Source organism: Streptomyces sp. NPDC003247, assembly GCF_042888135.1.
Taxonomy (GTDB): Bacteria; Actinomycetota; Actinomycetes; order Streptomycetales; family Streptomycetaceae; genus Streptomyces.
Genome location: NZ_JBIAPF010000002.1, coordinates 635868 through 651678, shown reverse-complemented (window position 1 = coordinate 651678; position 15811 = coordinate 635868). Strand labels below are relative to the sequence as shown.

15 protein-coding genes are annotated in these 15811 nt (G+C 72.1%); 7 read left to right on the top strand and 8 right to left on the bottom strand.

Features of this window, described 5'->3' with window-relative positions:
- Positions 1 to 246 precede the first annotated feature (246 nt).
- The 5 genes from ACFYWQ_RS07895 (at position 247) to ACFYWQ_RS07875 (ending at position 5272) form a co-directional block, all read left to right on the top strand.
- Positions 247 to 1209 carry an SPFH domain-containing protein gene (locus ACFYWQ_RS07895; RefSeq protein ID WP_389513811.1) on the top strand — a complete coding sequence of 321 codons (963 nt, stop codon included), beginning with the start codon at positions 247 to 249 and terminating at the stop codon, positions 1207 to 1209.
- Positions 1206 to 1463, top strand: a complete 258-nt coding sequence (locus ACFYWQ_RS07890; RefSeq protein ID WP_389513810.1) for a hypothetical protein — start codon at positions 1206 to 1208, stop codon at positions 1461 to 1463. The genes ACFYWQ_RS07895 and ACFYWQ_RS07890 overlap by 4 nt, the downstream gene beginning before the upstream one ends.
- Before the next feature lie 262 nt (positions 1464 to 1725).
- Positions 1726 to 2250, top strand: coding sequence for a PadR family transcriptional regulator (locus ACFYWQ_RS07885; RefSeq protein ID WP_389513808.1), 525 nt, complete (start codon positions 1726 to 1728; stop codon positions 2248 to 2250).
- A complete protein-coding gene (locus tag ACFYWQ_RS07880; RefSeq protein ID WP_389513806.1) occupies positions 2247 to 2936 on the top strand; it encodes an ABC transporter ATP-binding protein in 690 nt (229 codons plus the stop codon). Before ACFYWQ_RS07885 ends, ACFYWQ_RS07880 begins: the two co-directional genes overlap by 4 nt.
- Positions 2933 to 5272: an ABC transporter permease gene (locus ACFYWQ_RS07875; protein WP_389513804.1), complete on the top strand. Its 2340-nt coding sequence runs from the start codon at positions 2933 to 2935 to the stop codon at positions 5270 to 5272. Before ACFYWQ_RS07880 ends, ACFYWQ_RS07875 begins: the two co-directional genes overlap by 4 nt.
- Before the next feature lie 58 nt (positions 5273 to 5330).
- Here the strand turns inward: ACFYWQ_RS07875 and ACFYWQ_RS07870 are convergent, their stop codons facing one another.
- The 4 genes from ACFYWQ_RS07870 to ACFYWQ_RS07855 form a co-directional block, all read right to left on the bottom strand.
- Positions 5331 to 5759 (bottom strand): hypothetical protein, encoded by a 429-nt coding sequence (locus tag ACFYWQ_RS07870; RefSeq protein ID WP_389513802.1) that lies wholly within the window; start codon positions 5757 to 5759, stop codon positions 5331 to 5333.
- Positions 5760 to 5763: 4 nt separating this feature from the next.
- Positions 5764 to 6168 (bottom strand): roadblock/LC7 domain-containing protein, encoded by a 405-nt coding sequence (locus ACFYWQ_RS07865; RefSeq protein ID WP_389513800.1) that lies wholly within the window; start codon positions 6166 to 6168, stop codon positions 5764 to 5766.
- A 44-nt stretch (positions 6169 to 6212) separates the two neighbouring features.
- The gene (locus tag ACFYWQ_RS07860) at positions 6213 to 7058 is read right to left on the bottom strand and encodes a MarR family transcriptional regulator (protein ID WP_389513798.1); all 846 of its coding nucleotides are present in this window, start codon (positions 7056 to 7058) and stop codon (positions 6213 to 6215) included.
- Between the two features lie 176 nt (positions 7059 to 7234).
- Complete coding sequence (locus ACFYWQ_RS07855; protein ID WP_389513796.1) at positions 7235 to 8269, bottom strand: LysR substrate-binding domain-containing protein; 1035 nt, start codon at positions 8267 to 8269, stop codon at positions 7235 to 7237.
- Between the two features lie 133 nt (positions 8270 to 8402).
- On the opposite strand from ACFYWQ_RS07855, the gene ACFYWQ_RS07850 reads away from it, so the two are divergent.
- On the top strand, positions 8403 to 8957 hold the full coding sequence (locus ACFYWQ_RS07850) for a peroxiredoxin (RefSeq protein WP_389513794.1): 555 nt from the start codon (positions 8403 to 8405) through the stop codon (positions 8955 to 8957).
- A 6-nt stretch (positions 8958 to 8963) separates the two neighbouring features.
- Entirely contained in the window at positions 8964 to 9497 is a 534-nt protein-coding gene (locus ACFYWQ_RS07845; protein ID WP_389513793.1) for an alkyl hydroperoxide reductase, read from the top strand.
- 214 nt (positions 9498 to 9711) lie between these two features.
- Here the strand turns inward: ACFYWQ_RS07845 and ACFYWQ_RS07840 are convergent, their stop codons facing one another.
- The 4 genes from ACFYWQ_RS07840 to ACFYWQ_RS07825 form a co-directional block, all read right to left on the bottom strand.
- Positions 9712 to 11067, bottom strand: a complete 1356-nt coding sequence (locus ACFYWQ_RS07840; RefSeq protein WP_389513791.1) for an AI-2E family transporter — start codon at positions 11065 to 11067, stop codon at positions 9712 to 9714.
- A gap of 185 nt (positions 11068 to 11252) precedes the next feature.
- Positions 11253 to 11945 (bottom strand): transglycosylase SLT domain-containing protein, encoded by a 693-nt coding sequence (locus tag ACFYWQ_RS07835; protein WP_389513789.1) that lies wholly within the window; start codon positions 11943 to 11945, stop codon positions 11253 to 11255.
- 418 nt (positions 11946 to 12363) lie between these two features.
- Entirely contained in the window at positions 12364 to 13689 is a 1326-nt protein-coding gene (locus ACFYWQ_RS07830; protein ID WP_389513787.1) for a PhoH family protein, read from the bottom strand.
- Between the two features lie 377 nt (positions 13690 to 14066).
- The gene (locus tag ACFYWQ_RS07825; RefSeq protein ID WP_389513785.1) at positions 14067 to 14840 is read right to left on the bottom strand and encodes an isoprenyl transferase; all 774 of its coding nucleotides are present in this window, start codon (positions 14838 to 14840) and stop codon (positions 14067 to 14069) included.
- Positions 14841 to 15811 lie beyond the last annotated feature (971 nt).

Genomic DNA, 15811 nt, shown 5'->3' with positions numbered 1-15811 from the left:
GAAGGGGGCCCGATCCGGCCGGGCCCGGGCGTGAGAATCAGCACCCCCCGCGGGGGAACCGGCACGCCGTTCCACCGAAATCGACGTACGACAGGGCCCCAGGGTTGCCATCCCTGAATAAAGTGCTATCACTTAGATAGACGACCGGAGTGAAGACGACCGGAGTGAAGAAGGCCGGAGTGAAGAAGGCCGGAGTGACGAGAGCCGGTTCGCGAGGCAGCGGCCGGCGAGAAACGGGGGATTCCCATGTCCACGCACGACCCGCAGATCCCGGCGCCCGCCGCGCCCGTCCCGGCCGAGATCGACGTGCCGGAGATGCCCGCCCCGCGCGTGCGGGAGTTCCCCGCGCGGAGCGTGGGGGGCGGGCTCGCGCTGCTGACGGGGCTGGTCGGGCTGCTGGCCGGCGGCGGGCTGATCGCGGCCGCCGCGGCGGTGGCGGCGACCGCCGGCAAGGCCGTCCTGATCACCGTGGGCGTGCTCGTCGCCCTCGCCTCGCTCCTCTCCCTGCGCGGACTGAACATGGTGGCACCGGGCGAGGCCCGCGTGGTGCAGCTCTTCGGGCGGTACCGCGGGACCATCCGCGAGGACGGCCTGCGCTGGGTGAACCCCTTCACCTCCCGCACGAAGATCTCCACCCGGGTCCGCAACCACGAGACCGCCGTCCTGAAGGTCAACGACGCCTACGGCAACCCGATCGAGCTGGCCGCGGTCGTGGTGTGGAGGGTCGAGGACACCGCCCGGGCGACCTTCGAGGTGGACGACTACGTCGAGTTCGTCTCCACCCAGACCGAGGCCGCCGTCCGGCACATCGCCATCGAGTACCCCTACGACGCCCATGACGTGGACGGGCTCTCGCTGCGCGGCAACGCCGAGGAGATCACCGAGAAGCTGGCCGCGGAGCTGCGCGTGCGCGTGGACGCCGCCGGTGTGCAGATCATCGAGTCCCGCTTCACCCACCTCGCCTACGCCCCGGAGATCGCCTCCGCGATGCTCCAGCGGCAGCAGGCGGGCGCGGTGGTCGCGGCGCGGCGGCAGATCGTGGACGGCGCGGTCGGCATGGTCGAGGACGCGCTCGGCCGGATCGCCGAGCGGGACATCGTGGAACTGGACGACGAACGGAAGGCGACGATGGTGTCGAATCTGCTGGTGGTGCTCTGCGGGGACCGGTCACCGCAGCCCGTGCTCAACACCGGGTCCCTGTACCAGTGACGGATCCCGCCGGGGGCGGTGCCCCGCAGCGTCGGCCGCGGCAGCGCAAGCAGGTGCTGCTGCGGCTCGACCCGTCGGTCCACGACGCGCTGGCCCGGTGGGCGTCGGACGAGCTGCGGTCGGCGAACGCCCAGATCGAGTTCCTGCTGCGCAAGGCGCTGAAGGAGGCGGGGAGGCTGCCGGGCGAGGCCGGCCCCCTCCCGCGTCGCGGACGGCCGCCCAAGGACTCCGCGCCCCGGCCGCCGTCGCCCTGAGCACGGCGGCCGGCGCCCCGCGGGGCGGCCGCCACCCCGGGAAAGGCCGCAGGCGCACAACGCCCCCACCCCGCCACCCCGGGAACGGCCGCAGGCGCACAACGCCCCCACCCCGCCGCCCCGGGAACAGCCACGGGCGACCCGTCGGCGCTGTAGCGGATCTGTGACAATCGGCCCCCACCTGCGCACTCACCAACTCCTCCCGACCGTCCCGGACTTCACGTATACACACCGCGTATACACCGTGTGTACAGTCGCTGCCATGTCCATCGGTCACACCCTTCTGGGACTCCTGGAGTCCGGGCCCCGCCACGGCTACGACCTCAAGCGGGCCTTCGACGAGAAGTTCGGTCACGACCGGCCGCTGCACTACGGCCAGGTCTATTCGACGATGTCCCGGCTGCTGAAGAACGGGCTCGTGGAAGTCGACGGCATCGAGCCGGGCGGCGGCCCGGAGCGCAAGCGGTACGCCGTCACCGACGCCGGCGTCACCGACCTCGCCCGCTGGCTCGCCACGCCCGAGAAGCCCGAGCCGTACCTCCAGTCGACGCTGTACACCAAGGTCGTCCTCGCCCTGCTCACCCACCGCGACGCGGCCGAGATCCTCGACACCCAGCGCGCCGAGCACCTGCGCGGCATGCGCATCCTGACCGACCGCAAGCGCCGGGGCGACCTCGCCGACCAGCTGATCTGCGACCACGCCCTGTTCCACCTCGAGGCCGACGTGCGCTGGCTGGAGCTGACCGCCGCGCGCCTCGACAGGCTGCGCCGGGCGGTGACGTCATGAGCGCCCCCGCCGGCTCCCTGCTCGCCGCCGAGGACCTGCGGAAGGCCTACGGTCCGACCCTCGCCCTCGACGGCGCCGACTTCTCCGTCCACCCCGGCGAGGTCGTCGCCGTCATGGGCCCGTCCGGGTCCGGCAAGTCCACGCTGCTGCACTGCCTCGCCGGGATCGTCACCCCCGACTCGGGTTCGATCACCTACGACGGACAGGAGCTCACCACCCTGGGCGACGCCCGGCGCAGCGCGCTGCGGCGCTCGGAGTTCGGGTTCGTGTTCCAGTTCGGGCAGCTGGTGCCGGAGCTGACCTGCGTGGAGAACGTGGCGCTGCCGCTCCGGCTGAACGGCACCCCGCGCAAGCAGGCGGAGCGGACCGCGCTGAGCTGGATGGAACGGCTGGAGGCCGACGACCTGGCCGGCAAACGGCCCGGCGAGGTCTCCGGCGGGCAGGGGCAACGGGTCGCGGTGGCCCGCTCCCTGGTCACCGGCCCGCGGGTGGTGTTCGCCGACGAGCCGACCGGCGCGCTGGACTCCCTCAACGGCGAGCGCGTGATGGAGCTGCTCACCGACGCCGCCCGGTCCGCGAACACGGCCGTCGTGCTGGTCACGCACGAGGCGCGGGTGGCCGCCTGGTCCGACCGCGAGATCGTCGTACGGGACGGGAAGTCCCGGGACATGGAGCGGATCGTATGAGCCTGCCGCGGTGGCCTCGCGACCTGGGGCTGGGGGTCCGGTTCGCCTTCGCCGGCGGGCGGGAGAGCTGGGTCCGGACCGTGCTGACGGCGGTGGGCGTCGGACTCGGCGTGGCACTGCTGCTGCTGTCGACCGCGTTACCGAACGCGCTCACGGAGCGGCACGCCCGCGAACAGGCCCGTATCGACTACACGTTCGGCTCCGAGCCGCCGTCCGCGGCCGACGACACCCTGCTCGTCGCCGACGTCGACACGGCGTTCCGGGACCGGGACATCCGCGGCCGGCTGGTGGAGCCGGAGGGACCGCGCGCGCCGCTGCCGCCCGGGGTGGACGCGTACCCGGCCGAGGGCGACATGGTGGTCTCCCCCGCGCTGAAGGAGCTGCTCGCCTCGGACGGCGCGAAGCTGCTGCGCGAGCGGCTGCCGTACCGGATCGTAGGGACCATCGGGGAGAGCGGGCTCATCGGCTCGCGGGAACTCGCCTACTACGCGGGCGCCTCCGGGCTCGCCGCGCGCGTCGACGGCTCGACGGTGTCCCGGCTGGAGCGGTTCGGGGACCGGAACCAACCGGAGGAGGAGGACGACCCGGTCCTGGTCCTGCTGAACCTCGTGGTGATCGTGGTGCTGCTGATGCCGGTCGCGGTGTTCATCGCGGCGGCCGTCCGCTTCGGCGGCGAGCGGCGCGACCGCAGGCTCGCCGCGCTGCGGCTGGTCGGCGCCGACAGCCGGATGGCCCGGCGCATCGCGGCGGGCGAGGCGATGGCCGGCGCGCTGCTCGGCCTGGTCCTCGGCACGGGCTTCTTCCTGATCGGACGCCAGGTGGCGGGGTCGGTGGAGGTGATGGGCATCAGCGTGTGGCCCAGCTACCTCGACCCCTCGCCGGTGCTGGCCGCACTGGTGGCGGTGGCGGTCCCGTCGGCCGCCGTGCTGGTCACCCTGGTCGCGCTGCGCGGTGTGGTGATCGAGCCGCTCGGCGTGGTGCGCGCGGCGAAGCCCTCGCGGCGCCGGCTGTGGTGGCGGCTGCTGCTGCCGGTGACCGGCCTCGCCCTGCTCTACCCGATGATCGGCCAGGGCCGCGCCAACGGCGACTTCAACCAGTACCTGGTGGTCGGCGGCGTCCTGCTCCTCCTCGTCGGGGTGACCGCGCTGCTGCCGTGGCTGGTGGAGCGGTTCGTCGCCCGGCTGGGCGCGGGCGGGGTCGCCTGGCAGCTCGCCGTGCGCCGCCTCCAGTTGAGCAGCGGTTCCGCGGCCCGGATGGTCAACGGCATCGCGGTGGCGGTGGCCGGGGCGATCGCGCTCCAGATGCTGTTCGCCGGGCTCGACGGCCAGTACACCGAGGACACCCCCATGGACCTCGGCCGGGCGCAGATGCAGGTGAGCGTGCCGGACGGCACCTCGCTGGCGGCGAGCGCCCGGAAGTTCACCGAGACCGAGGGCGTACGGAAGGTCACGGCCCTGGGGGAGGGCTACCTCGGCGACTCCAGCTGGCGCGGCGAGAACGGCCCGGACCTCGCCACCGAGCTGACCGTCGGCGACTGCGCGGCGCTGCGCGAGGTGGCCGAGCTGCCGTCCTGCGCGGACGGCGACCTGTTCGTCCTCGACGGTTCCGACTACTCCGCCGACGGGCCGAAGCTGAACGTGCCCGGCACGAAGCTGTACCTGGAGTCGTCCTCCCCCGCGAGCGGCACGGAGGTCGTCTGGACCGTCCCGGCGGGCGTCACCCGCGCCCACGCGGCCGAGGACCCGACCGGCACCCGGCGCGGCGGCTTCCTGATGACACCGGCCGCGCTGCCCGAAGACCTCCAGAAGGTGACCAGCGGCCAGCTCTACCTCTCGGTCGACGAGTCGGTGCCCGACGCCGTCGAGCACGTCCGCAACACCGCCGCCGCGATCGGCCCGCTGACCGACCCGACGACCTGGTCGGCCACGACGACGTCCTCGAAGTACGACTCGATCCGCACCGGGCTGCTCGTCGGCGCCGTCTGTGTGCTGGCGCTGATCGGGGCGAGCCTGCTGGTGTCGCAGCTGGAGCAGTTGCGCGAGCGCCGCAAGCTGCTGTCGTCGCTGGTCGCCTTCGGCACCCGGCGGCGCACGCTGGGCCTGTCGGTGCTGTGGCAGACGGCGGTCCCGGTCGCGCTGGGCCTGCTGCCGGCCTCGGTGGTGGGACTCACCCTGGGCGCGGTGCTGCTGCGGATGACGGACACACCGGTGGGCGTGGACTGGGCGAGCGTCCTGGCCATGGCCGGCTGCGGCGCGGCGGTCGTCCTCCTGGTGACGCTGCTGAGCCTGCCCCCGCTGGTACGGCTGATGCGGCCGGACGGGCTGCGCACGGAGTAGGCCACGCACGGCCGAGGGCTCCTCACCGGGGAAACGCGGTGAGGAGCCCTCGGCACGCTCACAGCCGGTACTCCTTCACCACCCTGCGCACCTGCGCGAACAACATCCCCACGTTGACGGACTTGCGGCAGACGACCACCGCGACGACGTCCTGCTGCTCGGTCATCCGCACGAACAGGTGGGTGAGGTTGTCGCTGTTGACGAGGATCTCCTGGAAGAAGTGGTTGTCACCGGTGATCCCGCGCCGCTCCTTGAAGACGTCCTCGATCATGACGACCGTACGGCCCTGGAAGAGGTCGAGGGTCGCGCCCGCGAGCAGGTCGAGGACCTCGGGCGGATGGTTGTCGACGGTCTCGTAGGAGAGCAGCATGCCGGTCGACATGTCGACGACGCCGGAGGCGACGCAGTCGGGGGCATCCGTACGCAGTGCTTTGACCAGGCCCATCACCTGGTCGGAGAAACCCGGGGTCATACGCTTCGTCGCCATCCCTTCAGACTCCTTCGGCGGCCTTCACGGTCTCCCCGGCCGGGCCGGTGAGGATCAGGTCGATGCGGCGCAGGGCCGGCTGGGTCGCCGTGTGCAGCCGGTCCACGTCCATGCCCTCGTCGCCGAGCACGATCATGAGCGCGGTGTCGCCGACGGCGTAGAAGGCGGCGCAGCCGTGGCTGCCGTAGGTCACCGTGCGGTGCAGGGCGCCGCGGTCGGTGGCCTCGGCGGTACGGCGGGCGAGGCCGAGACCGGCCGCGGCGAGGGCGGCTAGGCCCTCGGGATCGATGGAGTCGGCGGTGTCGGCGGCGATGAGCAGCCCGTCGGCCGCCGCGACCGCGGTGTCGGTGATGCCGCTCACCTGCTCTCGCAGACCGCGCATCTCCCGCGCGAGGGCTTGGTGGACCATGGTGCAACTCCCCTGTGTCGTGGGACGTTCGGGTGGGGGGACGGTCAGTTGCCGGCCGGGTTCCGCAGCCGGAAGAACTCCTTGATGCCGCTGGCGCCGGGCCGGCGGCGGGGCAGGGCGACCGGTTCGGGGGGCGTGGCCGGCGGGGGCGGGACGGGTGTGCGGGGGCGGAGTCCGGGGCCGTCGGGCGGCAGCCGGACCGGGATCGGGGCGGGGGCCCCGGGGCACTCCAGGAGCCCTTCGCCGAGCATCCGGGCCACCTCGACGGTGACGGCGTAGACGCCGCGCCCGGTGAGGAAGGCGAGGTCGCGGGCGGTGCGGCGGCCGTCGGCGTGGGTGAGCAGCTCGCGGCGCAGCGCGGTCAGGCCGTCGGCCGGGAAGGAGCGGGGCGCGGGGACGGGACGCTCACGCTCCGGACGGACGGGGTACGGAAGGGCGAGCAGCGCGCCGAGTCTGCGGGCCGCGTCCTTCAGGAGCCGGGTGGGCGGTTCGCCCACGGCGACCGCGGCGGGCGCCGGTCCGGTGGCCGGACCGCGTTCGCAGCCGTCGACGCCGCCCGCGACGACCGCGAACGCGGCGTCCCTCAGGGCCATCGCGCAGACCACCCGCAGCTGGGCCGCGCCCGTGTGGCCGTGGGCGACGAGCCCGGCGGCCGGCCAGCGCGCACCGCCGGACTCGCGCACCAGGCGGGCCCATTCCTCGCCGCCGATCCGCCCGGAGCGCAGCAGCAGCGCCTCCGGTCCGGGCGCCCCCGGTGACTCGACGGCGACGACCAGGCCGCCGCGCAGGTGGACGGTGCCGCCGGGCGAGCCGGACACCCGCACTTCCCCGGTGAAGCCGTCCCGCCCGCACGCGGCCAGGTCGCGTGCCAGCAGCTCGTAGCCCGACATCACGCCCCTTGGACTCTCGCACACACGCCTGACGCGTAGCGCTGAGGAGGGAATGTGTATCAGCCGGGGCGGAGCGTCCTGTGGCGTGTTTCCGACCTGCCCCCAGGTGACGGAAGTTGCCACGCCGCTGGGCTCAATTCGGCGGCCCGGGACCGCATTCGACCGGTCGGCGGGTCTCAGTCGCCGGTGTCGAGCACCCGGACCGGCAGCGGCCGCAGCGCCTCGCGCAGGGCGGCCGCCAGCTCCGTGTACTCCGCCCCGCGGGCGGCGCCGGCCCGCATGGCGAGGGCGATCCGGCGGGTGGGGGCGGGGTCGGCGAAGGAGCCCGTGAGGAGCCGGCTGGAGCGGCTGGTCTCGACGGTGACGGCGGTACGCGGCAGCAGGGTGCAGCCGAGTCCGCCGGCGACGAGCTGGACGAGCGTGGAGAGCCCGGCGGCGGTCGTCGTCACCGGCGCGCCCTCCCGGCGCCCGCCGCCGCCCTCGGACGCGGTCCGCCCCGCCCCGCTCATGCCGCGCCCGGCCTCGCGGCAGATGTCGAGCGCCTGGTCGCGCAGGCAGTGCCCTTCGTCCAGGAGCAGCAGGTTCAGTTCCTTGAGCACCTCGCGCGGGATGCCGTCCCGGCCGCCGAGCCGGTGGCCCGGTGGGGTGACGAGCACGAAGTCCTCGTCGAAGAGCGGGAGTTCCCGCATTCCGGGCACCCCGAGCGGCACGGCGAGCAGCAGCAGGTCGAGCCGGCCGCCGTGCAGGCCGTCGACGAGGCTGGCGGTCTGCTCCTCGTGGACCTGGAGGTCGAGGAGCGGGTAGCGCTCGTGCACCAGGCGCAGGACGGTGGGCAGGAGATAGGGCGCGACCGTGGGGATGACGCCGAGGCGCAGCGCGCCGGTGAAGGGCGCCCGGACCGCCTCGGCCTCCTCCAGCAGCGCCCCGACCTCCTCCAGCACCGCCTTCGCCCGTACGGCAAGCCGCTCGCCGGCCCCGGAGAGCAGCACCTTGCGGGTCGTACGCTCGAGGAGGGTCACGCCGAGCGTCTCCTCCAGCGCGGAGACGGCGCCGGACAGGGCGGGCTGGCTCATGCCGATGGCGGCGGCCGCGTCCCGGAAGTGCAGGTGCTCGGCGACGGCCGCGAAGGCCCTCAGCTGGGCCAGGGTGGGCTGCCGCCGCTTGGTCCCCGCACCGCCCCCGCTCTTGGCACCGACATTACCGACGGTCACCGATAACCACCTCCGATCAACCCTATCGAGTGTAGCCATTTCCGTAATCAATGCACTATGTGCCACGATCGCCTCCGTCCAACCCATGGGAAATGTCCGCGATCCGGACGTCTCCTCGCTGCAAGGAGGGCCTGTGCTCACCGTCGGTGACAAGTTCCCCGAGTTCGAACTGACCGCCTGCGTCTCGCTGGAGAAGGGCAAGGAGTTCGAACAGATCCACCACAAGTCCTACGAGGGCAAGTGGCTCGTGGTCTTCGCGTGGCCGAAGGACTTCACCTTCGTGTGCCCGACGGAGATCGCCGCCTTCGGCCGGCTGAACGACGAGTTCGCCGACCGCGACGCGCAGATCCTCGGCTTCTCCGGCGACTCCGAGTTCGTCCACCACGCCTGGCGCAAGGACCACCCGGACCTGACGGACCTGCCGTTCCCGATGATGGCCGACTCCCGGCACGAGCTGATGCGCGAGCTCGGCATCGAGGGCGAGGACGGCTTCGCCCAGCGTGCCGTGTTCGTCGTGGACCCGAACCACGAGATCCAGTTCACGATGGTCACCGCCGGTTCCGTCGGCCGGAACCCCAAGGAGGTCCTGCGGGTCCTGGACGCCCTCCAGACCGACGAGCTGTGCCCCTGCAACTGGTCCAAGGGCGAGGACACCCTCGACCCGGTCGAGCTGCTGGCCGGGGAGTGACCTGACATGGCCCTCGACACCCTGAAGTCCCGCATACCGGACTACGCCAAGGACCTGAAGCTCAACCTGGGCTCGGTCATCGGCAACTCCGACCTTCCCGCGCAGCAGCTGTGGGGCACGGTGCTGGCGACCGCGATCGCCTCCCGCTCCCCGATCGTCCTGCGCGAGCTGGAGCCGGAGGCGAAGGCGAACCTCTCGCCGGAGGCGTACACGGCCGCCAAGTCGGCCGCCGCGATCATGGCGATGAACAACGTCTTCTACCGCACCCGCCACCTGCTGTCGGACCACGAGTACGGCAACCTGCGGGCGGGCCTGCGGATGAACGTCATCGGCAACCCCGGGGTCGACAAGACCGACTTCGAACTGTGGTCGTTCGCCGTCTCCGCCATCAACGGCTGCGGCATGTGCCTGGACTCGCACGAGCAGGTGCTGCGCAAGGCGGGCGTCGAGCGCGAGGTGATCCAGGAAGCGTTCAAGATCGCCTCGGTGGTCCAGGCGGTCGGCGTGACCCTGGAGACGGAGGCGGTGCTCTCCGAGTAGGGCCGGTCGTCCGCGGGCCCCGTCCACCCGGGTGGTGGGCGGGGCTCCGTCGTTGCCGCGCGTCTCCCGGCGGGGCTCCCTTCCGGGGCGCGCGCCGCCGCACCCGTACGGGCGGCGTCGTTCTCCTTTCGGGCTCCCCCGGCTCCCCCGGCCCTCCCGGCCCCCCGGCCCCCCGGCCCCCCGGCCCCCCGGCCCTCCCGGCCCTCCCGGCCCTTCAGGCCTCCCCGGAGGGGGCACCCTCCGCCGGGCGGCCGGAGTCGTCCCCGGCCTCGATGGGCGCCACCGGCGCCACCTCCAGCGCCGTGGCTCCCCGCGGCCGCGGCGCCTGCCGCAGCGCCGACTCCCGCGAGTAGGCGGCCAGATAGCCCACGACCGTGTTGGACACCGCCACCAGCGGTACGGCGACCACGGCGCCGCCGATGCCCGCGACCATGCCGCCGGCCGCGACCGTCAGCACCACCGCGAGCGGGTGGACACGCACCGCGCGGCCGAGGATGAACGGCTGGAGGATGTGGCCCTCGATCTGCTGGACGGCCAGGACGACCGCCAGGGTCATCACCGCGGTGAACACGCCCTGCGTCACCAGCGCGACCACGACGGCCAGCGCGCCGGAGGCGACCGCGCCGACCAGCGGGATGAAGGAGAACAGGAAGATGAAGACGGCGAGCGGCACCGCCATCGGCACGTCGAGGAAGTAGATGCCCAGGCCGATGAAGATCGCGTCGATCAGCGCGACGATCACCGTGCCCCGCACGTACGCCGTGAGCGTCGCCCAGGCGCGCGGGCCCGCGCCCGCCACGCCGGCCCGTGCGGCGGCCGGGACCAGCTTGAGGGTCCACTGCCAGATGCGCCTGCCGTCGTAGAGCAGGAACAGCGTCGAGAAGAACGCGAGCAGGATGCCCGTGAGGGCCTCGACGACGACGGTGACGCCCTCCAGGCCGGCCGAGGTGATCTCGTCGGTGTTGGCGCCGACGGCGTCCCGCAGGTTCTCGGCGATGCCGTTGATCTGCTTGTCGGTCACGTGGAACGGGCTGGTGAGCAGCCAGCGCCGCAGGTCGTCGATGCCGTCCTGGACCTGGTCGGAGAGGTTGTCGATGTTCTCCATGACCTGCCAGGTCACGAACCAGCCCATCAGCCCGATGACGACGAACCCGAGGATGGCCGTCAGGGCGGTCGCGGGACCCCGGGGCACGCCCAGGTGCTTGAGGCGGGCGACGGTGGGCTCCAGCAGGGCGGTCAGCAGCAGCGCCACCACGAAGGCGAGGACGACGAGTTGGACGGCGCTGATGACCTTCATCAGGACCCAGACGGTCCCCGCGAGCACCAGCAGCCGCCAGCCCGCCTCGGCGGCGACCCGGACTCCCCACGGCACGACCTGTGCGGGGTCGGGGCGGGGAGGGGGAGGCGGCAGTTCCTCGGGGGGCACCACCAGGGTGTCGGGCGCCACCGGTCCGGTTCCCCCGGCCTCCGCGCTCTCCCGCCGGGCCTCGGCACGGCGCTCGTCGAGCCGCTCCCCCATCCTGCTCAGACCGGCACCGACCCGGCCGAGCCACCGTGGCACTCGCGACATGATCCGACCTCTTCCCCCGTCTCTCCCCACCACTCCCCCTGGAGTCGCCGGATCCGACCGTACAGGGCGAAAGCCCCTCCCCCTAGGACGGGGAGGGGCTGCGCGGGGTTGAGCCGCCGGGCGCGGACCGTGGGTCCTGCTCGACGTGCGGTACCGAGGGGCCGGGGCCGGCTACCGGTGGTCGGCTAGTACCAGTGGTTGGCCTGCCAGAACGTCCAGGCCTCACAGGGGCTGCCGTACCGCTCGTTCATGTAGTTGAGGCCCCACTTGATCTGGGTGGCCGGGTTCGTCTGCCAGTCGGAGCCGACGGACGACATCTTGGAGCCGGGCAGGGCCTGGAAGAGGCCGTAGGCGCCGGAGGAGGCGTTGACGGCCTGGTAGTTCCAGCTGGACTCGTGGTTCACGATGTTGCTGAAGCACTGGAACTGCCCGCTGGGGACCATCTGCGCCGCCATCGCCTGGATCTGCGCGACGGTGTAGGAGCTCTGGACCGGGAAGTCGGAGGAGCTGCGGCTGGCCGTGGCCGTCGCCTCGGCGCGCTCCTTGGCCTCCTTGGCCGCCTCGGCCGCCTTCTCGGCGGCCTCCTTCTTGGCGATCGCGGTCTTGGCGGCCGCCTTGCGGGCCGCCTCCTCGGCGTCCTTCTTGGCGCTCTCGTCCGCGGCGATGGCCTGGACGCTGGCCTGCTGCGTCAGGGACGCGGTCTGGACCTGGGCCTGCTGGCCGACAGGGATGTCCGCGAGGAGGGTCGCGTCGCTGGCCGTCGTTTCAGCGTCGATGGTCTGCGCGGTGCTGCCCGAGGCAACGCCGACGACGCTTCCGACAGCGGTGACCGCCGTGGCCGAGGCCACTGCGAATCCCCGGACCGAGATCCGGCTCACACGGTTTCCTTCCAGCATCGCCCGCTGAGGTGACCCTGACGGACGCGATCGTGCCCCTGGCACTGGCCTCCCCACTGCGGGGTCACGGAGGCGCGGGCCCGGTGGGCAACTCCCCGTGGGGAGCGCCGCGTGATGCTCGGGCGGCATACGACGGTCGGTATGGAGTTGGCTGTGAAGCGCTTGTGGTGCCGCACCGATGGGGGCGCAGATGTGTCGTATGCGGGGCCTGACAGGAGTGAGACTCTGCCGTAATCCAGCGCCGCAAGGCAATTCCGTGTCGGGTGTGAAAGCTCACATCCTGTTCGCCCCTGGGGATTTCGCCGTTCGGCCACATACGAAGGCGCCGCCCGACTAGGCTCACAGCCTTTGCCGGACGGCGCCAACTACCCCGCGACCTGCGTGAATTCGAGCAGACGGGTCAGATCTGCCCGTCCTCCAGCATTTCGGTCACAAGGGCCGCGATCTGGGACCTCTCGGACCTGTTCAGGGTGACGTGCGCGAAGAGCGGATGGCCCTTCAGTTTCTCCACGACGGCGACCACGCCGTCGTAACGGCCGACGCGCAGATTGTCCCTCTGCGCCACGTCATGGGTGAGGACGACCCGTGAATTGGCGCCGATACGGGACAGAACGGTCAGCAGGACGTTCCGTTCGAGCGACTGGGCCTCGTCCACGATCACGAAGGCGTCGTGGAGCGAGCGGCCGCGGATATGGGTGAGCGGGAGGACCTCCAGCATGCCGCGGGCGGTGACCTCCTCGATGACCTCGCGGCTGGTGACCGCCGACAGGGTGTCGAAGACCGCCTGCGCCCACGGGCTCATCTTCTCGGCCTCGGTGCCGGGCAGGTAGCCCAGTTCCTGCCCGCCCACCGCGTACAGCGGACGGAAGACCATCACCTTCTGGTGCTGGCGGCGCTCCAGGACCGCCTCCAGGCCCGCGCACAGCGCGAGCGCCGACTTGCCGGTGCCGGCCCGGCCGCCCATGGACACGATCCCGATGTCCGGGTCGAGCAGCAGGTCGAGCGCGATGCGCTGTTCGGCGCTGCGGCCCTTGATGCCGAATGCCTCCCGGTCGCCGCGCACCAGCCGGACGTTGCCCTCGGGCGTCACCCGGCCGAGCGCCTTGCCGCGCTCGGACTGGATGGTCAGGCCGGTGTGCACGGGGAGGTCGGCGGCCTCCGGCACGTACACGTGTCCCTCGTCGAAGAGGACGTCCACCTGTTCGCCCGACAGGGGCAGTTCGGACATCCCGGTCCAGCCGGAGGAGTCCGTGATGGCGAGCTCCGCCCGGTACTCCTCGGCGAGGAGCCCGACGGAGGACGCCTTGATCCTGAGCGGGAGGTCCTTCGACACGACGGTGACGTCGAACCCCTCGGCCTGGAGGTTGCGGGCGACCGCGAGGATGCGTGAGTCGTTGTCCCCCAGGCGGTAGCCGGTGGGCAGCACGCTGGGGTCCGAGTGGTTGAGCTCGACACGGATGGTTCCGCCCAGTTCCCCGATCGGGATGGGCGCGTCGAGGCGTCCGTACCGCACCCGGTAGTCGTCGAGCAGGCGCAGTGCCTGCCGGGCGAAGTAGCCGAGTTCGGGATGGTGCCGCTTGGCCTCCAGCTCCGTGACCACGACGATGGGGAGCACGACCTCGTGCTCGTCGAAGCGGGTCAGGGCGTTCGGGTCGGCCAGCAGGACGCTGGTGTCGAGAACGTAGGTGCGCCGGTCGGGCTTGTGGCGCTTTGTGCTGGTCACCACGGAAGGACGTACCCCCTCGGATGAGGTCGGGGAGCGACGGAGTGGAGCTGGACCGGAGTTCGGCGCCCCTGCACGGGCCGAAAACCGGCCCTCCGCTGCGTCCGTGCTGACCGCACGATCGGGCTGGTGCAAAGGGCCTCCCGGGCGGACGGCCCCGTGCCGCCCGCTGAGGATGCGACACCCGTGGTTCGGGCGTCGACCTGCTTGGACTATGCCCTCGAACACGCGACGCCATGCCACGGCCCAGAACGGCGCGCCGGTGAACTCCTTGTTACTTCCGCACCGACCGGGGCACTCGCGACACTTTCCTCGGCGGTGCGGGCGGGCTCCGGGGCGACGTGGGATACGCCCGAACGGGTGACCGGCAGGGGGGTGCGTCAGCCGCCGAAGCGGCGGTGGCGGGCCGCGTAGTCGCGCAGGGCGCGCAGGAAGTCGACCTTGCGGAAGGCCGGCCAGAAGACGTCGCAGAAGTAGTACTCGGAGTGGGCCGTCTGCCAGAGCATGAATCCGGACAGCCGCTGCTCCCCGCTGGTGCGGATCACGAGGTCGGGGTCGGGCTGGGCGCCCGTGTAGAGGTGACGTCCGATCATGTCGATGTCGACGGAGTCGGCGAGGTCCTCCATCGAGACGCCGTTGTCCTGGGCGTCGAGGATCATCGAGCGGACGGCGTCGGCGATCTCCTGGCGGCCGCCGTAGCCGATGGCCACGTTGACCAGTATCCCGTCGGTGTGGGCGGTGCTCTCCTCGGCCTCCTTCAGCGTGCGCTGCATGCCGGCCGGGAGGAGGTCGAGGGTGCCGACGTGGTGCACGCGCCAGCGGCCGTCGGCGGCGAGGGTGCGCACGACGTCCTCGATGATGCCGAGGAGGGGGACGAGCTCTTCCTTGGCGCGGTCGAAGTTGTCCGTGGACAGCAGCCAGAGGGTGACGACCTCGACGTCCGTCTCCGAGCACCAGCCGAGGAACTCCTCGATCTTCTCGGCGCCGGCCCGGTGACCGTGCACGGTGGTGGAGCCCGCGGCCTTCGCCCAGCGGCGGTTGCCGTCCATGATGACGCCGATGTGCTTGGGCACCTGAGCGTGGTCCAGGTGTCCTTCCACCCGGCGTGCGTACAGCCTCACCAGCAGGCCGCGCAGCTTGTCGCGCAGGTTCACGTGAATGTCAGCCCCTCCGTGCGGATGCGGTCCCTCCGGGCGGATGCGGTCCCCGCGAGCCGGAAGCCTACCCCTGCGGCGCCTGGCCCGTGGCGCTCGGGGGCCGCCGACGGCGCGGCACGGGGGCGGTGCGGCACACGGCCGGCATGGCACGGAGACCGGTGCGGCACGGGGCCGGCGCGGCACGGAGACCGGTGCGGCAAACGCCGGACGCACGCTCCGGGCCGGCCGCCGGGGGGCCGCGCACGCGGGCAGAAAAAACGGGCCGGTCCGTGGGGGGGAGACGGACCGGCCCGAGGGGGGGTTTCCACCATAACCCTTCGTGAGGGATGGTGCGTGCATCAGCGCGCCACAATTACTCTCCGGAGCCGTGCGACGACGCGGCGCTGGCCCTGTACGGCCAGGTTTTCAGATGACACATGGCCGAAAGGCAGTAGATTCACAGGTCAATCAGTCATACGACAACGGAAGTGGAGGTATCCGCCCCACTTCGCCCCACATCAGGCAGACGTACGACCATCCCTCCGACGGGCTACCCCGAGGATGCGCGCCACCTTGACGCGGACGCCACCGCACAGCCCCCTCCACCGCGCGGTGACGCCCGCGCAGCTTTGCTGGCGCGAATTGCCCGGCCATGAACTTACGTGAGGCAGACGGGTGATGCGAGCCGCTGGCGATAACGATGTGGAAACCCTGTGGAGATGGCGGGGCGTTCTGTCGCGTCACAAGACGGAATACACCGTTCCGCTCGACTGCCACCGAGGACGGGACGCGCCCTCTTCGGGCTCTTCCGTCAGCGTCCCGACCTCGACGACCGGTTGGCGTGAGGTGAGCGTGCGAGCGCTCGGGCGGCGCTTCCTGGCCAATCCCGCGGCAGGACGCGGGAGGGGGCCCGGTGGCGCCCGCAGAGGCGGTCGGCGGGATTCCGAGGCACCCGCACGGGCGCCGCCGGCGGCGGAATCTCGGACGCG

Coding starts and splice junctions, on each gene's coding strand:
- ACFYWQ_RS07865 (WP_389513800.1), bottom strand. CDS start 6,168: ATGGTCCACCAAGCCCTCGCGCGGGAGATGCGCGGTCTGCGAGAGCAG.
- ACFYWQ_RS07895 (WP_389513811.1), top strand. CDS start 247: ATGTCCACGCACGACCCGCAGATCCCGGCGCCCGCCGCGCCCGTCCCG.
- ACFYWQ_RS07860 (WP_389513798.1), bottom strand. CDS start 7,058: ATGTCGGGCTACGAGCTGCTGGCACGCGACCTGGCCGCGTGCGGGCGG.
- ACFYWQ_RS07875 (WP_389513804.1), top strand. CDS start 2,933: ATGAGCCTGCCGCGGTGGCCTCGCGACCTGGGGCTGGGGGTCCGGTTC.
- ACFYWQ_RS07880 (WP_389513806.1), top strand. CDS start 2,247: ATGAGCGCCCCCGCCGGCTCCCTGCTCGCCGCCGAGGACCTGCGGAAG.
- ACFYWQ_RS07840 (WP_389513791.1), bottom strand. CDS start 11,067: ATGTCGCGAGTGCCACGGTGGCTCGGCCGGGTCGGTGCCGGTCTGAGC.
- ACFYWQ_RS07845 (WP_389513793.1), top strand. CDS start 8,964: ATGGCCCTCGACACCCTGAAGTCCCGCATACCGGACTACGCCAAGGAC.
- ACFYWQ_RS07870 (WP_389513802.1), bottom strand. CDS start 5,759: ATGGCGACGAAGCGTATGACCCCGGGTTTCTCCGACCAGGTGATGGGC.
- ACFYWQ_RS07885 (WP_389513808.1), top strand. CDS start 1,726: ATGTCCATCGGTCACACCCTTCTGGGACTCCTGGAGTCCGGGCCCCGC.